The 14,570-nt window shown below is 65.7% G+C and carries 16 protein-coding genes; 7 read left to right on the forward strand and 9 right to left on the reverse strand.

Annotated features, from left to right (window positions below):
* Window positions 1-123 precede the first annotated feature (123 nt).
* The 3 genes from RAD04_RS34560 to RAD04_RS34570 all read right to left on the reverse strand — a co-directional run bounded on the left by RAD04_RS34560 (window position 124) and on the right by RAD04_RS34570 (window position 4,481).
* On the reverse strand, window positions 124-2,172 hold the full coding sequence (locus RAD04_RS34560) for an elongation factor G (protein ID WP_091958426.1): 2,049 nt from the start codon (window positions 2,170-2,172) through the stop codon (window positions 124-126).
* A 190-nt stretch (window positions 2,173-2,362) separates the two neighbouring features.
* Window positions 2,363-2,842 (reverse strand): DUF992 domain-containing protein, encoded by a 480-nt coding sequence (locus RAD04_RS34565; RefSeq protein WP_018318295.1) that lies wholly within the window; start codon window positions 2,840-2,842, stop codon window positions 2,363-2,365.
* A gap of 436 nt (window positions 2,843-3,278) precedes the next feature.
* Window positions 3,279-4,481 (reverse strand): pyridoxal phosphate-dependent aminotransferase, encoded by a 1,203-nt coding sequence (locus RAD04_RS34570; RefSeq protein ID WP_026201996.1) that lies wholly within the window; start codon window positions 4,479-4,481, stop codon window positions 3,279-3,281.
* Window positions 4,482-5,113: 632 nt separating this feature from the next.
* Between RAD04_RS34570 and RAD04_RS34575 the strand changes: the two genes are divergently transcribed.
* From RAD04_RS34575 to RAD04_RS34600, 6 genes are all read left to right on the forward strand, one after another.
* Window positions 5,114-5,764 (forward strand): glutathione S-transferase family protein, encoded by a 651-nt coding sequence (locus RAD04_RS34575; protein WP_461627360.1) that lies wholly within the window; start codon window positions 5,114-5,116, stop codon window positions 5,762-5,764.
* Window positions 5,765-5,921: 157 nt separating this feature from the next.
* The gene (locus tag RAD04_RS34580) at window positions 5,922-6,098 is read left to right on the forward strand and encodes a hypothetical protein (protein WP_212248370.1); all 177 of its coding nucleotides are present in this window, start codon (window positions 5,922-5,924) and stop codon (window positions 6,096-6,098) included.
* 73 nt (window positions 6,099-6,171) lie between these two features.
* A complete protein-coding gene (locus tag RAD04_RS34585) occupies window positions 6,172-6,327 on the forward strand; it encodes a hypothetical protein (protein ID WP_165637429.1) in 156 nt (51 codons plus the stop codon).
* Window positions 6,328-6,455: 128 nt separating this feature from the next.
* Window positions 6,456-7,268, forward strand: coding sequence for a PAS-domain containing protein (locus RAD04_RS34590; RefSeq protein WP_461627361.1), 813 nt, complete (start codon window positions 6,456-6,458; stop codon window positions 7,266-7,268).
* 71 nt (window positions 7,269-7,339) lie between these two features.
* Window positions 7,340-7,795, forward strand: a complete 456-nt coding sequence (locus tag RAD04_RS34595) for a GNAT family N-acetyltransferase (RefSeq protein WP_461627362.1) — start codon at window positions 7,340-7,342, stop codon at window positions 7,793-7,795.
* Between the two features lie 252 nt (window positions 7,796-8,047).
* Window positions 8,048-8,989 (forward strand): aldo/keto reductase, encoded by a 942-nt coding sequence (locus RAD04_RS34600; protein ID WP_028140531.1) that lies wholly within the window; start codon window positions 8,048-8,050, stop codon window positions 8,987-8,989.
* Between the two features lie 18 nt (window positions 8,990-9,007).
* On the opposite strand, the gene RAD04_RS34605 is transcribed toward RAD04_RS34600, so the two are convergent.
* The 3 genes from RAD04_RS34605 to RAD04_RS34615 all read right to left on the reverse strand — a co-directional run bounded on the left by RAD04_RS34605 (window position 9,008) and on the right by RAD04_RS34615 (window position 12,206).
* The gene (locus RAD04_RS34605) at window positions 9,008-9,331 is read right to left on the reverse strand and encodes an antibiotic biosynthesis monooxygenase family protein (RefSeq protein WP_461627363.1); all 324 of its coding nucleotides are present in this window, start codon (window positions 9,329-9,331) and stop codon (window positions 9,008-9,010) included.
* 86 nt (window positions 9,332-9,417) lie between these two features.
* Window positions 9,418-10,632: a DUF1501 domain-containing protein gene (locus tag RAD04_RS34610; protein ID WP_461627364.1), complete on the reverse strand. Its 1,215-nt coding sequence runs from the start codon at window positions 10,630-10,632 to the stop codon at window positions 9,418-9,420.
* Window positions 10,633-10,634: 2 nt separating this feature from the next.
* Window positions 10,635-12,206, reverse strand: a complete 1,572-nt coding sequence (locus tag RAD04_RS34615) for a DUF1800 domain-containing protein (protein ID WP_461627365.1) — start codon at window positions 12,204-12,206, stop codon at window positions 10,635-10,637.
* A 114-nt stretch (window positions 12,207-12,320) separates the two neighbouring features.
* On the opposite strand from RAD04_RS34615, the gene RAD04_RS34620 reads away from it, so the two are divergent.
* Window positions 12,321-12,527, forward strand: a complete 207-nt coding sequence (locus RAD04_RS34620) for a cysteine-rich CWC family protein (RefSeq protein ID WP_461627366.1) — start codon at window positions 12,321-12,323, stop codon at window positions 12,525-12,527.
* Between the two features lie 172 nt (window positions 12,528-12,699).
* Here the strand turns inward: RAD04_RS34620 and RAD04_RS34625 are convergent, their stop codons facing one another.
* The 3 genes from RAD04_RS34625 to RAD04_RS34635 form a co-directional block, all read right to left on the reverse strand.
* Window positions 12,700-13,398, reverse strand: coding sequence for a glutathione S-transferase family protein (locus tag RAD04_RS34625; RefSeq protein WP_461627367.1), 699 nt, complete (start codon window positions 13,396-13,398; stop codon window positions 12,700-12,702).
* Window positions 13,399-13,514: 116 nt separating this feature from the next.
* Window positions 13,515-13,745: a hypothetical protein gene (locus tag RAD04_RS34630; RefSeq protein ID WP_091958459.1), complete on the reverse strand. Its 231-nt coding sequence runs from the start codon at window positions 13,743-13,745 to the stop codon at window positions 13,515-13,517.
* Entirely contained in the window at window positions 13,742-14,521 is a 780-nt protein-coding gene (locus tag RAD04_RS34635; protein WP_038947451.1) for a sulfite exporter TauE/SafE family protein, read from the reverse strand. Before RAD04_RS34635 ends, RAD04_RS34630 begins: the two co-directional genes overlap by 4 nt.
* Window positions 14,522-14,570: the final 49 nt, after the last annotated feature.

A 14,570-nucleotide genomic window follows, 5' to 3' on the forward strand; every position in this document is an offset into this window, starting at 1 on the left:
CCGCGCGCCGCCCTCTCACCCGACCAACCTCACTCAAGCCAGTCGACAGGCCTTGACTCACAAATCCCCATATGAGGATGGGGAGAGGGTGTGAGAGTGCCGTCCCTGACTAAGCCAGCTTGATCACGCCGCGTGTTGATGCGCGGCGATGATCTGGTCGGCGGCGCGGCCTGTGACTTCGGCCATGTGGTCGAACGTGCGGGTGAAGCTGCCGGCGCCGGCGGTGGCGGAGCGCAGCTCCACGATCAGTTCGCCGATCTCGGCTTCCGGCATCATGGCACGGACGCTGTCCCAGCCGCTCCAGCCGTCACGTGTGTCGAAGCCGAGGATCTGGCCGCGCCGCGCCGACAGGATCGCGTTGATCTTGGCGGTGGCGTCGGTCGGACAGACGATCTCGACCACGTGGATCGGCTCCAGCAACACTGACTGACAATGCGGCAGGCCCTCGTTGAGTCCGATCCGCGCCGCCGTGCGGAAGGCGAGATCGGAAGAGTCGACGCTGTGATAGGAGCCGTCGGTCAGCGTCACCTGCAAATCGGTGACGGGGAAACCGAGCGGGCCGCGCGTCAATCCGTCGACGACACCTTCTTCCACCGCGCCGATGTAGTTGCGCGGCACGGCGCCACCAACGACCTTCTCGGCGAACTTGAAGCCCTCGCCGCGCGGCAGCGGCCTGATGTCGAGCACGACGTCGCCGAACTGGCCGTGGCCGCCGGACTGCTTCTTGTGGCGGCCGCGCTGGACGATCGGCTTGCGGATGGTCTCCTGATAGCCGATGGCCGGTGGATGCGAGGTGATCTTGACGCCGAAGCGGTCGCGCAGCCGCTCGCTGGCGACGCGCAAGTGCATCTCGCCCTGTCCCCACAGCACGGTGTCGTGGGTCTGGGCGTTCATCACGATGACGAGCGAGGGATCCTCCTCGTGCAGCCGCGTCAGCGCCTGGCCGAGCTTGACGTCGTCCTTGCGATCGGTGGCCGCAACCGAGATCGCGAGCACCGGCGACGTCGGCTCCGAGACCGCGAGCGCCGCAGGCGGTGTCTTGCCGCTCGAGACCGTGTCGCCGGTCTTGATCGGATCGAGCTTGGCGAGCGCCACCGTGTCGCCGGCTTCGGCTGTGGCACGCTTGGTGTCGTAGGCGCCGTTGACGGCGAGGATGCCTGAGATGCGGCCCGCTCCTCCGGAAGCGGATTGCAGCGTGGCGCCGTCGTCGAGATGGCCGGCGAGCAGCCGCGTCAATGACAGTTTGCCGCCATGCTGCGAATGCAGCGTCTTGAACACGAAGCCGAGCGCGTCCCTGGTCTCGGTAACGCCGAGACGCTTTGCGGTCTCCGCTATTCCCGGCGCCTCGTGACGCAGCGCTTTCATCAGACGCAATACGCCGTTTTCGCGCGCGGCTGCCCCTAACAGCACAGGGCAGATCACCCCTTCGCGCAATTCGCGGGCGAGATCGTCGAACACGGCATCACGCGGCGGCTGGATGTCTTCGAGCAGCTGCTCCATCAGCGCGTCGTCGTGATCGGCGAGCTTCTCCAGCATCGAGAAGCGGGCCTCCTTCTCGCGATCGAGATTGCCGCCTTCGAGCGCGACCACCTCGGAAGCCTTGTGCTCGCGATAGATGAAGGCGCGTTCCAGCGCGAGATCGACGAAGCCCTCGATCAGTTCGTCCTTCCAGATCGGGATCTGGCGCAGCACCAGTGGCACGCGGGAGGCGGGCTGCAGCATTGCGAGCGACTCGCGGATGCGCTGGCTCGCGCGGTCGATCTTGTTGAGGAACAGGAAACGCGGGATCTTCAGCTCCTCCAGCTCGCGCAGGATGATCTGAAGCTGCGGCAGCTTCTTCTCGTCGGCCTCGCAGACCACGATCGCGGCATCGACCGCGGGCAACGCGGCGCGCATGTCGTGGGCAAACTCGACGGAACCGGGACAATCGAGGAAAGTGTAGCTGTCGCCCATGAAACTCGTGGTGGCGGCAGTGAGCCCGACGGTCATCTTGTGATGACGGGCCTCTGGCGCGGCGTCGCCGACGGAAGTTCCGGCGTCGACACTGCCGGCGCGCGGGATTGCGCCCGTTCGCGCCAAGATAGCTTCGAGAAGTGTGGTTTTACCGCTTTGGAAAGGGCCCACCAGCGCGATGCACCGTGGACCTCGGGGACTTCTGACGTCTTGTCCCATTCGCCGCCTCCTTGGTGTGGAGCTCGGCCCATGATTGGGTCGGCAATCGCCGATGCTCTGCCCGTCCCCGAGATTTGGCAAGCGTCAAACGTCGCTGCGGTGCGTCGTCGGTTAGATCAAGTCTTAACGGTGGTGTTCCACCTCTTCCCGCTGGGAAGAGGTGGAGCAGCACCACCCGCCCGGCGCGCGATCAACGGCCCGGACGAAGTTCCAGGCTCTCGAGGCCGGCGGCAATGTTGAGGCCAACCTGGCCCTGCACGCTGAGCGGTTGGAGCGCGATCGAATTGTTGGAGCCGCCGACCAGCACGTTACCCCCCAAGCCGACGCCGACCGAGGCGCTGCCCTGCGCACCGGCATAATTGCCCGAGAGGTCGCCGGGGCCGAGCCGGTCAACCGGCGCGAACACGCCCCACGCCAAAGCGGTCTCCTGGGTGATGCCGATGTCGAGACCGACTTTGCGGATGGTTGCGACGTAACGATCGTCGGGCAGACCGTCGGCGCGCAGCACGCAGCCGAGATGGGTCACCGATCCCACGATGAAGCCGACGCTGGCGCCGCCGCGGCATTCGAGCACGCCCACCCGCGCCATCCGCTGCTGCGCACTGCCGCCCACGCTGGAGGCAACGAGGCTGGCGGCGGCGAGCCCGGCAAAGATGAACGAACGGCGCATGAAATGTCTCCGGCGATGAAGTGATGCGAGCAGAGAAGGCGCACTGCACGCTGCGCGATGGTCTATGCCACAAGTGCGTTGTGGGTGCCAGATCGCAGGCGGTTGGAATCGAACTTGTGGGGAGAGCCCCTCACCCCACCCTCTCAGGGCGAGCTTTGCTCGTCCCGCCCCCGTAAGAACGGGGCGAGGGAGTGCAAGAGCAGTGCGCCCCTGACGCAGCAAACGAACAATGAGCACCGAGCTCTTCAACCTCTCCCCGCTCTTCAGCGGGGAGAGGTCGGATCGCCCCGGCGATGCGAAGCATCGTCCGGCGTGATCCGGGTGAGGGGCAAGGCACAATGCTGCCCCAAGCAATAGTCCATCCGACTCCACTTATCGAACACGCATAAAAAAGGCCCGCACGAAGCGGGCCTTTCCTAGTCTCGTTGCGACAGTCTCAGCGCAAATTACCGCAGAAGCGCTGGATGCGCTTGCAGGCGTCTTCGAGGTCCGAGGTCTTGGTGGCGTAGGAGATGCGGAACGCCGGGCCGAGGCCGAAGGCCGAACCCTGCACCACCGCGACGCCTTCGGTCTCAAGGAGCTCGGTGACGAAGGTCTCGTCATTGTCGATCACCTTGCCCGACGGCGCGGTCTTGCCGATCGTGCCCGCGCAGGACGGATAGACGTAGAAGGCGCCCTCGGGACGCGGGCATTCGATGCCCTTGGCCTGGTTGAGCATGGAGACGACGAGGTCGCGCCGCTCCTTGAACACCTTGTTGTTGGCGGGGATGAAGTCCTGCGGACCGTTCAGAGCTTCCACCGCGGCCCATTGCGCAATCGAGGACGGGTTCGAGGTCGACTGCGACTGGATGGTCGACATCGCCTTGATCAGCTGCGCGGGACCGCCGGCATAGCCGATGCGCCAGCCGGTCATGCAATAGGCCTTCGACACGCCGTTCACGGTGAGCGTGCGGTCGTAGAGTTTCGGTTCGACCTGCGCGACCGTGGTGAACTGGAAGTCGTCATAGACGAGATGCTCGTACATATCGTCGGTCATCACCCACACGTGGGGATGCTTCACCAGCACGTCGGTGAGCGCCTTCAGTTCCGAACGCGTGTAGGCGGCTCCCGTCGGGTTCGACGGCGAGCACAGGATCACCCATTTGGTCTTCGGCGTGATCGCGCGCTCGAGCGCCTCGGCCTGGAGCTTGAAGCCGGTCGCGGCGGTGCAGACCACCGGCACCGGCTCGCCGCCGGCGAGCGCCACCATCTCGGGGTAGCTGACCCAGTACGGCGCGGGAATGATCACCTCGTCGCCCGGATTGATGGTCGCCATCAGCGCGTTGTACAGCACCTGCTTGCCGCCGGTGCCGACGATGATCTGGTTCGGCTTGTAGGCAACGCCGTTCTCGCGCTGGAATTTGGCGATGATCGCGTCCTTCAGCTCGGGAATGCCGTCGACCGCGGTGTACTTGGTCTTGCCGGCCTCGATAGCGCGGATCGCCGCCAGCTTGATGTTGGCGGGCGTGTCGAAGTCGGGCTCGCCGGCACCGAGACCGATGACGTTGCGGCCCGCCGCTTTCAGCGCGCGTGCTTTATCCGTGACCGCGATGGTCGCGGACGGCTTCACACGGTCGAGCGCAGCGGCAAGGAAGGACATCGTCATCTCCTGACAAGCGTCGAAAAGCCCTGGGCCTCACGACTCTGATTGTGGGAATGAGATACCCTAAAACGTGTGCCGCTGCGCCGCAAGAAACTTCGGCCCGATCTCGGAAAAACTTACCGATCTGGAGCGGTTCAAGCAGCGATTTCCAGCAATTTTCCGCAACTTTACCGCGCGAATCGCTCATATCCCGGAAGGCTTGTCCTCGGAGCAATTTTGCGTGTGGCGTGCTGAAGCTCCGTCATGGCCGGGCATAGGCGTCCGAACGACGGCGTCGCTCTCCGCTCGCCTATGTCCCGGCCATCCACGCCTCGCCCGCGCGGCACGAAGAACGTGGACGCCCGGGGACAAGCCCGGGCATGACGGCGCACTGGATTGATGACAGCGCTCTTCCCCAATCGCTCACCCTGCGCACGATCGCGCGAGCCAAGCGCTCGCATGCTGACGCAAGCGTGATCTAATTTTGCATCGTCGCGCGGAAATGATCTTCCGCGGCGCTGCAGTGCGGTAGGGATTTCGAGTTTTTCTATTGGCCGGCCCTTGCGGCGGATTCGCATCGGCATCATTGTTTAGCCGCTTCGCGCGGCAACGAGCGACGCGCGTCCCCGTCTTCCGGAATCATTCTCAGAATGTACAAGCTCTATTCGATGCAACGCTCGGGCAACAGCTACAAGGTCCGCCTTGCGCTGGCGCTGCTCAACGTGCCTTACGAAGCGATCGAGGTGGACATTCTGCGCGGCGAGAGCCGCACGCCGGACTTTCTGACCAAGAACCCGTCGGGACAGGTGCCGCTGCTCGAGGTCGGCGACGACCGCTTTCTCGCCGAGTCCAACGCCATCCTCTGGTACGTCGCCGTCGGCACACCGCTCGCGCCCGAGAACCGCATCGACCGCGCCGAGGCGCTGCAATGGATGTTCTTCGAGCAGCACGCGCTGGAGCCGAACATCGGCGCCGCCTATTTCTGGCTATCATTGGTCAAGGGCGGCCGCGACCTCCAGACCCACTCGCTGGAAGATTGGATGGAGCGCGGCTATGGCGCGCTCCAGGTGATGGAGAACCACCTCAAGACCAACGCCTATTTCGCCGCGCGCCAGCTCACGGTCGCCGACATCGCGTTGTACGGCTACACCCACCTCGCCGACCGCTGCGACTTCGACCTCCAGGCCTTCCCGGCGATCCGCGACTGGCTGAAGCGGGTGGAAGCTGCGCCGGGCTTCGTGTCGATGGACTGGCGGCCGGCCGACGTCGAGGACCCCGCCAGCATTGCCGCCGGGGCCTGAGCGCGCGCCCTGCGCTCCGGCGAATAGCGGGTACAAAGGTAACATTCGCCGCAATCCCGCCATTTTCCGCGCGATAGCCGCCGCAATATTGCCGGTTGAAACTGGGAAATTGTGGAAAGTCGCGGGTGATTCGCTCGCGTGTTGAAGGATTTAGACCATGATACGGGCGTCCGGCACGGCAGGCTTTCAGGGCCATCCCGCTACCGTCGCGTCTTCCCGGCTGACCAACGCGGTCGTGGCCTCGCTCGCCGTCGCCGCGCTCTCGCTGTGCCTGATCGTCACCCTGACGGTGCTGTCGACCAAGGCGACCATGGCGATGGGCCTGCCGGTCTGATTCCCGTTTCATCCTGGTCCAGCCTTCAAGGCGCCGCGTGGCCCGTGCCTTCAGGCATCGCGACAGGACGTCGATGAAATCACCCGTGGTAGTCGTTGCAATCGCACTGACTGCGGCCATTTTGGTCGCGGCGTCGCTGTTGATTGTCGTCACGCGCAAGGGCCCGGGGATTTCGACGCTGAATGCGCCTGCGCTGCAACAGCCCCTCAAGCACGCCCACTTGGTCTAAAATCATCCGAAAACCTGAAGCTTGCACGCAAGCGGGCCTTAAACACACGGCGGGAAAACGTATCGCGGTGGCGCAACGATCAGTCAGTGTTGCGACGTTACCTCGTTCGGGAGGAGCGAGACGGGTCCATGCGGTTCGGATGGCGTGCGATCTCCGGTCCGGTGCTGACGGCAGCAACCCTGCTGCTGGCGATGCACTTCGATCGCTTCATCCCCACGGCCTCGCCCGCGCCGCTGCTCGTCGGCATCGTGGCGCTCGCCGGCGCACTGTCGGGTCTCGCCTCCGCCGTCACCAGCGCGGCCGTCGCGGTGATCGGCGCGGCGCTGCTCCTCCTCGGCCGCCACGGCGTTTCCGGCTTGACCACCACCGATCTGGTCCAGTTCGGCCTGCTGGCGATCACGACTGCCGCCACCGCCGGCATCACCGGCCTGATGCGCGAGCGGCTGCTCGGCACGGTCGCGGCCGAGCGCCGGAGCCACGCCACGGCGGCACGGCTGTCGGCCGCGCTCGACCAGGTCGATATCGGCATCGTGCTGCTCGATGCCGAGACGCGGGCCGAGTTCATCAACCGCGCCTTCCGCGATTATTTTGCGGTGCCGGACGAGATCGCCGACGGCAAGCCGCCCTTCATCGCCCTGATGTATCACGGCCGCGACACCGGCGCGTTCGAGCTGCCCGAAGACGAGCTCGGCACCTTCATCGCGCAGCGCATGGAGATGGTGCGCATCGGCGATGCCACGCCGATCAACATCGCCTTGCGCAACGGCGAGGTGCTGCGCTTCGTCTGCGCCGCGCTGCCCGACGGCGGACGCATGCTCAGCTACACGCCGGTGACCGACCTCGTCCGCCACACCGACGCGCCCTCGCGCGCCGACTACTACCGCTCGCTGCGCGATCCCACGGGCCGCAGGCTGATCCGGCATCTGCGCGCCGCGGAGTGATGCGACTGGCGATTGATCGGCACGCCCGTCATCACGTATGAAGGACGTCCCATCGATCGCAGGAATTCCACATGTCGCTCACCATTCGCGCCGTCACCAGGCAGGACTACGATCAATGGCTGCCGCTGTGGGACGGCTATAACGCCTTCTACGGCCGCTCCGGCCCGACCGCGCTGGCGGGCGAGATCACTGCGATGACGTGGCAGCGTTTCTTCGATGCCTATGAGCCGGTACATGGGTTGGTCGCCGAGAGCGGCGGCAAGCTGCTCGGCATGACGAACTACCTGTTTCATCGCAGCACCACCGCGATCGAGCCGTCCTGCTATTTGCAGGATCTGTTCACGCTGGAGGCCGCGCGCGGCAAGGGTGTCGCCTCGGCGCTGATCCACGGCGTGTATGAGCGAGCGAAACTGGCGGGATCGCCGCGCGTCTATTGGCAGACGCACGAGACCAATCTCACGGCACAGCGCCTGTATGACAAGGTCGCGGAGCGGTCCGGTTTCATCGTCTATCGCAAGCTGTTCTGATCCCCGCCCGCACCCTGTGGATAACTCCCGCTGTCACCGGCGCGTAACATAGCGGGACTACGCTGCACCTGCGTCTGATCAGGCCCCCCGTCACCGATCAAGCGCCCCAAGCGGTCCCCGTCAGTCGCCGCGTCTGACAGGGGCCGCATTTTTTTGTCCGCCTTGTCAGCATGGCAGCAGCGCGGCGCGCGCCTTGCTGCTGCGGCGCACGATGGTCACAATGAGTGGCCGCTCTCTCTGACAGGATCTCCCATGGAAATTCGCAATCTCGGCGCCTCCGGTCTTCGCGTGTCCGCGGTCGGGCTCGGCTGCAACAATTTCGGCCAGCGCACGGATCTGGAGACCTCGCGCAAGGTGATCCATCGCGCGCTCGATCTCGGCATCACGCTGTTCGACACGGCCGACATCTATTCGAACATGGGCGGCTCGGAGAACGTGCTTGGCGCCGTGCTGGGCGACCGCCGCAAGGACATCGTGCTGGCGACGAAATATTCCAAGCCGATGGCGGAGGACGGAACCAAGCAGGGCGCCTCGCGCCGCTATATCATGGACGCGGTCGAAGCGAGCCTGAAGCGGCTCAAGACCGACTACATCGATCTCTACCAGCAACATGACTATGACCCGCTGACGCCGATCGAGGAGAGCCTGCGCGCGCTCGACGATCTCGTCCGCCAGGGCAAGGTCCGCTACATCGGCAATTCGAACTTTCCGGCCTGGCGCGTCGCTGAAGCCGAGTACGTCGCGCGCGCGATGAATGTCAGCCGTTTCGTGTCGTGCCAGGACGAATACAGCCTCCTGGTGCGCGACATCGAAAAGGACCTGCTGCCGGCGGCGCAGGAGTACAAGCTCGGCCTTCTGCCGTTCTTCCCGCTCGCCAGCGGACTTCTGACCGGCAAGTACCGGAAGGGCGAGGCCGCGCCCGATGATACCCGCTTCGGCAAGGTTGAGCGGCTGCGCGACCGCTACGTCACGCCGCGCAACGAGGACATCGTCGAAAAGCTCCAGGCCTTCGCCAAGGCCCGTGGTCACAGCATGCTCGAGCTCGCCTTCTCCTGGCTCGCCGCCCGCCCGCAGGTGTCCAGCGTGATCGCCGGCGCCACCCGTGTCGAGCAGATCGAGCAGAACGTCAAGGCGATCGCCTGGAAGCTCAGCGCGGATGAGATGGCGGAGATCGACAAGATCACGCTGGGCTGACGTTCGAGGCGCGGCGTGTTATTTCGTGCCGCGTCCCACGGTCTGCATCACCTCAAAGCCTTCGAACTGGGGATGGCCGAGATAAAGCGGCTTGTTGTCGCCTGCCTTGTGGTGCGCGGCCCGAAACGCTTCGGACTTGGTCCAGGCGTCGAACGCGGCATGGTTCGCCCATACGGTGTGCGAGGCATAGAGCGTGTGGTCCTCGAGCTCGGGTCCACGCAGCAGATGGAATTCGACGAAGCCCGGCACCTTGTCCAGATGCGTATCGCGGCCGAGCCAGACCTGCTCGAAAGCGGCCTCGGAGCCCTTGGCGACACGGAAGCGGTTCATGGCGATGTACATGGGGATGGTTCTCCTGATGCTGCACCATTATCTCGTCATTCCGGGATGCGCCGCAAGGCGCAGGCCCGGAATGACGGCGCGTGGGGTTAGGCGACCAATCCCTTCATCGGCCGTACTCCCGCACTATCCGGGAACACCGTCTCGGCCAGCACGCGATCGGACAGGCCGAACTGGCCCTGCAGCACGCCCTTGATCACGGAGCGCAGATCGGTGGTCGGCTTGAGATCGCGAGCTTCATACAAGTTCGCGAGCTTGAGCCCCGGCCAGTCGGAGATGACGCGGCCGCCTTTCACGGCGCCGCCGGCGAGCAGCGCGATCGTGCCGGTGCCGTGATCGGTGCCGTCGGTGCCATTGATGCGCGCGGTGCGGCCGAATTCAGTGGCGACGACGACGACGGTGTCGCGCCAGCGCTCCCCCAAACCGCTTTGGAATTCGGCGAGTGCGCCATCGAGCCCGCCGAGCAAGAAGGCGAGACGACCGACCGGGCCGCCTTCATTGGCATGCGTGTCCCAGCCATCGAAGGCGAGCGCGGCGATGCGCGGGCCGTCGTCCGCCGCCATCAGCTTGGCCGCGCCGCGCGCGACCTGGCGCATCTGCGCCACCGCATTGCCCGGTTTCGGCTTCATGTCGTCCCCGCTCGCGGCCTTGTCGAGCTGAAGGCCTTGCGACAAGGCCATCGCCAGCGCGGGATCGCGATGACGGTAGAGATCGACGAGGCGCATCGCAGTGTCGTCATCGGCCTGCGGCAGCGCCACCGGGGCCCAGCCGACGGTCGGCGCGTTGCCGCGCAGCACCAGCGGCGTGGTGGGCCCGACTGCAAGAGCGCTCGATACGCGCTCGCCGCGCGGCAGCGCTTCGAGGGCGCGGTTGAGCCAGCCGGACTGCACGCGGCCCGGTCCGGCATAGCCGCTTTCGAGCACGTCCTGGCCGTCGAAATGCGAGCGGTCGCGATAGGGCGTCGCCACTGCGTGAATCACCGAGGCATGCTTGTCGCGATACATGCGCGCAAACTCCGGCATTGCGGGATGCAGCGCGAAGAAGGAATCCAGCATGATCGCGGGATGCGCGCCGTCAGAACTGAGCGCGATCGAGCCGTGCAGGCCGGCATAATCGGGATCGCCGATCGGCGCAACGGTCGAGAGACCGTCGAGCGCGCCGCGCAGGATCACCACGATCAGCCTGGGATCGCGCCCATCGGCGGCGCGCGCGAATTTCGGCAGGTAGGCCCAGGCTGCGAACGAGGCGCCGCCAAGCAGGAGACCGCGGCGCGAGGTGAGCAGCCGGTTCTCGGTGCAGTCCATCGTCACCTCCTCTGCATTTCCGGCGACATCAGCAGCAGCGCCAGCGCCTGCTGGCGCGACTCCGCGCGCTCGATGGTCCGGCGCGTTTCGATCGAGGCCGCATCCGCCGCTGCGAACTCCAGCAGATCCAGCGGATCGATGTTGGGCCCGAGCCGTGCGCCCATCTGCGCGGCGATATCGAGCCTCAGCTTCATGCCCTCGGGCGCGGCCCACGCGGCGCTGGTATCGGGGAAACCATTGGGGCCGGCCGGCGACCACAGCGGCTGTCCCAGCAAATTGAGATTGTTCAGATAGGCGCCGGGATCCTCCGGCACGCGCGCAAGCAGCCGGCCGCTCGCCACCAGGAAATCATAGGGCGAGCGCATCTTGGTCAGCGGCGCCTTCCACGCCTCGTCGGAATCGACCAGTGCCGCGGCAAGCGCCTTGAGGTCGCCGTCGGTCTTGGCGAAGATTTCGCGCAGCCGCGCCACCAATCCCGGCGGTGGATCGTCGGCGACGAAATGGCGGACGAACTTGGTGGCGATGAAATTCGCGGTCGACGGATGGCGCGCGATGTCAGCGAGCGCGGCTTCGCCTTGCGCCAGGCCCGTCGCCTCGTAGCTCTTGCCGAGCAGCATCTGTGCGCCAGGCTGGTGCGCATTGGTGTTGAACACGAAGGAGCCGGGTGTGCCGAGCTGCCCCTGCCTTCCGGCAAAGGTCCAGCCGGTGATGATGCGCGCGAGCGAAGTGACGTCTTCCTGCGTGTAGCCGCCACCGACGCCGAGCGTGTGCAGCTCCATGATCTCGCGCGCGAGATTTTCGTTGAGCCCGCGCTTGCGATTCTGGCCTGCGCGCGAATCCGGCCCGAGCGATTGCTGATTGTCGAGGAAGAACAGCATCGCCGGATGCTGCTCGACCGCTTTCAGCATGTCGGCAAAATGCCCGAGCACATGCGGCCTGATCGCCTCGCGCTCGAACGCGCCGGCCCAGATCCGCGCCAGCTCGCCCTTCGTCGCGGAAATGCAGAAATGGTTGGACCAGAACGCGACGAGGCGCTCGGTGAAGCCGCAGGTGGCCAGCGTCGCGCGCTGCAGGCGCGCCAGCGCCTCGGAGCGGAAGGTCTTTTGAATCACGTTGAGCGGCTGAGGTGCCGGCTTTGCGGCCGGCGGCGCGGCGGCGTTGGGCTGCATCGCGTCCGGCCTTGCCGCATTGTCCGCCGGCTTGTTGTCCGCCGGCTTGGCCTCCGTCATCTGGCCGGCGACCTCCGTTGCTGCCGCATTCAGCGAGAGATTGCGGCGGAGCCCGGGCTTCTGTTCGGTCGGCGCAGGCGGCGGGGTCTCGGCGGGCGCGGCGGCCTTCGCCGCTTCGCGCGCCTGCCTGACCTGATCCTGATAGGCGAAGACGGCCTGCCCGAGTTGCTGGGTCGATTGCAGACCGGGCGCCTCCAGCAGCACCCCGCTCGCACGGACCAGCTCTGCCTTCACGAAACCGCGCGGATCGGAGGCTGCGTTGATGAGATCGCCCGAGGCGCCGCCGCGGGCGCCGAAGCCAAAACGGTTGAGCGCGACGAGCGCGGCTTGCGAATCGCGGGCCATCGATTTGTCCTTCGCGTGCCGGGAGCCGCTTTCGGAGTCCGCGCGCGACGCCTAATATACCGCAGCGACCGATGAACCCGACATGAAAATCACGGCGAAGCTTCGACGTAAATCATGACAAATCCGAAAGAATCCTCACCGCCGGAACCGCGCCGCCTCGCCTGCGCGCGCTGCGGCACCGAGTTCGGCTGCGACCTCTCGGGCACCTGCTGGTGCGCGGAGGAAACCGCGAAGCTGCCGATGCCGGTCGAGGGCGAAGACTGCCTGTGCCGGGAGTGCTTGCGCAAGGCGGCGGCGGAAGCGAGCGCGGCGGCTCGTTAACCGCGAGAGGATCACCGCACCCTCCCTGTCGTCCCTGCGAACGCAGGGACCCATAATCACAGGGAGAGGTTTGGCGAAGACTGGTCGTCCGGTACTTCGACCATCCGCGCTCGAATAAATCACGCGGTATGGATCCCCGCGTTCGCGGGGACGACGTCGGAAAGACCGTGCCTTACACCTCATGCCCCAGCGATTTCCGCGCCATGCCGTCGAACGCATCGAGCAGCTTTTCGCGCCAGGCATGAACGTGATCGTCCGCCTCAAGCAGCTTGAACGGGCTCACCACGCGCGCCCACTGGAAACCGCCGAACACGATGTAGTCGGCGTAGTTCGGCGCCTCGCCGCCGAGATAGGGCTGCTTCTTCAACGCCTGGCGCATCACCTCGAGCGACTTGCGGAAGGCGACCACGGCAGTATCGCGGCTCGCCATGACCTCCTCCAGGCTCTTGCCGCCGAAGCGCGCCTCGCGCGACTTGCGAAAATAGGCAGCGTCGATCTCGGCGAGATTCTTCGGGATGTCGGCAACGATCAGCGGAAAGATGCCGCCGACGATGGCGATGTCGCCGAAGGCGTTGATCATGCGCGCCATGGCGCGGCCGCCCTCGCCGCCGAACAGCGACGGACGGTCCGGGAAATTGTCCTCGAGATAGGTCGCGATCGTCCAGGAGTCGACCACGGGCTCGTCATCGTGCAGCAGCACCGGAACCTTCTCCGACCCGTGCGGCGCGAGCGCGCTCTTCTCGGTGAAGCGCCAGGGCAGCGATTCCGCCGCAAGGCCCTTGTGCGCCAGCGCCATCCGTGTGCGCCAGCAATACGGGCTGAAGGGACGCGAGGCGTCGGTGCCGACGAGTTCGAAGAGTTTGAGTGACAAAGGCGCCTCCACTGGCTCCGTCATTGCGAGGAGCTGTTGCGACGAAGCAACAGCCTGCCGCCGCGGCGACATTCTGGATTGCTTCGCTGACGCTCGCAATGACGATGTGGCGAGAGTTAGCGCCCGTTGGTTCGCAGCAATTTCTCGCCGCCCTCCGTCACCGCGATCACCAGCCCGAGACCGGGCAGCGTCTCGCGCGCGACGTAGCCGCGCTCAGTGGCGTCTTCCCAGATGGTGAGGCGCGGGCACGAGGTTTTCCAGGTCGCGATCACCTCGGCATAGGCGCGCGGCTCGCGCGCGACCCATTCGACGAAGTCCAGCACCAGCGGATCGGCGCTACAGCTCATTGCAAACCTCCCTTGTCGAAGGCGGCCAGCACTGGCGTGCGAACCATGAGCCAGCCGCCATAGGCGATGTAGTAGCAGGCAATGGTGGTGATCAGCTTGTTCGACCAGGCCACGAATTGCTGGTCGGTCATGGCTTCGAGGATGCGGCGCGCCAGCGTGGTGCCGAGCATCGAGGCAAGGATGGCGACGCCGGCGAGCACGGGATCGAGGCTCGCGGCCTGGTCGATGATGCCGCCGAAATAGACCAGCTTGGTGAAATGGCTGACGAGCTGGCACATCGCCTTGGTCGCGACCTTCTCGCGCCGGCCGAAATCGCCGCCGAGGAAGAAGGTGTCGAGCAGCGGGCCCGAGACGCCGGTCATCAGCATCAAGCCCATGCAGATCGTGCCATAGACGGTGCCCTGCCAGAGACGGTCGGGATCCGGCTTGATGTTCGACGGCAACAGCCGCGCCATGAACGGGGTGATGCCGAGCAGCAGCAGCGCCATCGGCTTATCCGGCACGTAGCGCGTGATCGACCAGGCCGCCAGCGCGACGGCAGCGCCGACCATATAGTTCGCGACCGGCCGCCAGCGGATATGCGCGCGCCACAGGAACGCGCGCCAGCCGTTCGAGGCCATCTGCGTGATCGCGTGCAGCACCATCGCGGTCGGCAGCGGCATCAGCGCCAGCAGCACGCCGATCAGGATCAGCCCGCCCGCCATGCCGAACAGTCCCGACAGAAACGCGGTGGCGACCATCAGCAATCCGAGGGCAGCGATCATGATGGGCGTCACGTGGGGAATCTCCGGTGGTGGGGCCGTTGAGTAAGGGACGCAGGCTGAT

This window comes from Bradyrhizobium sp. 25ACV (assembly GCF_054863005.1).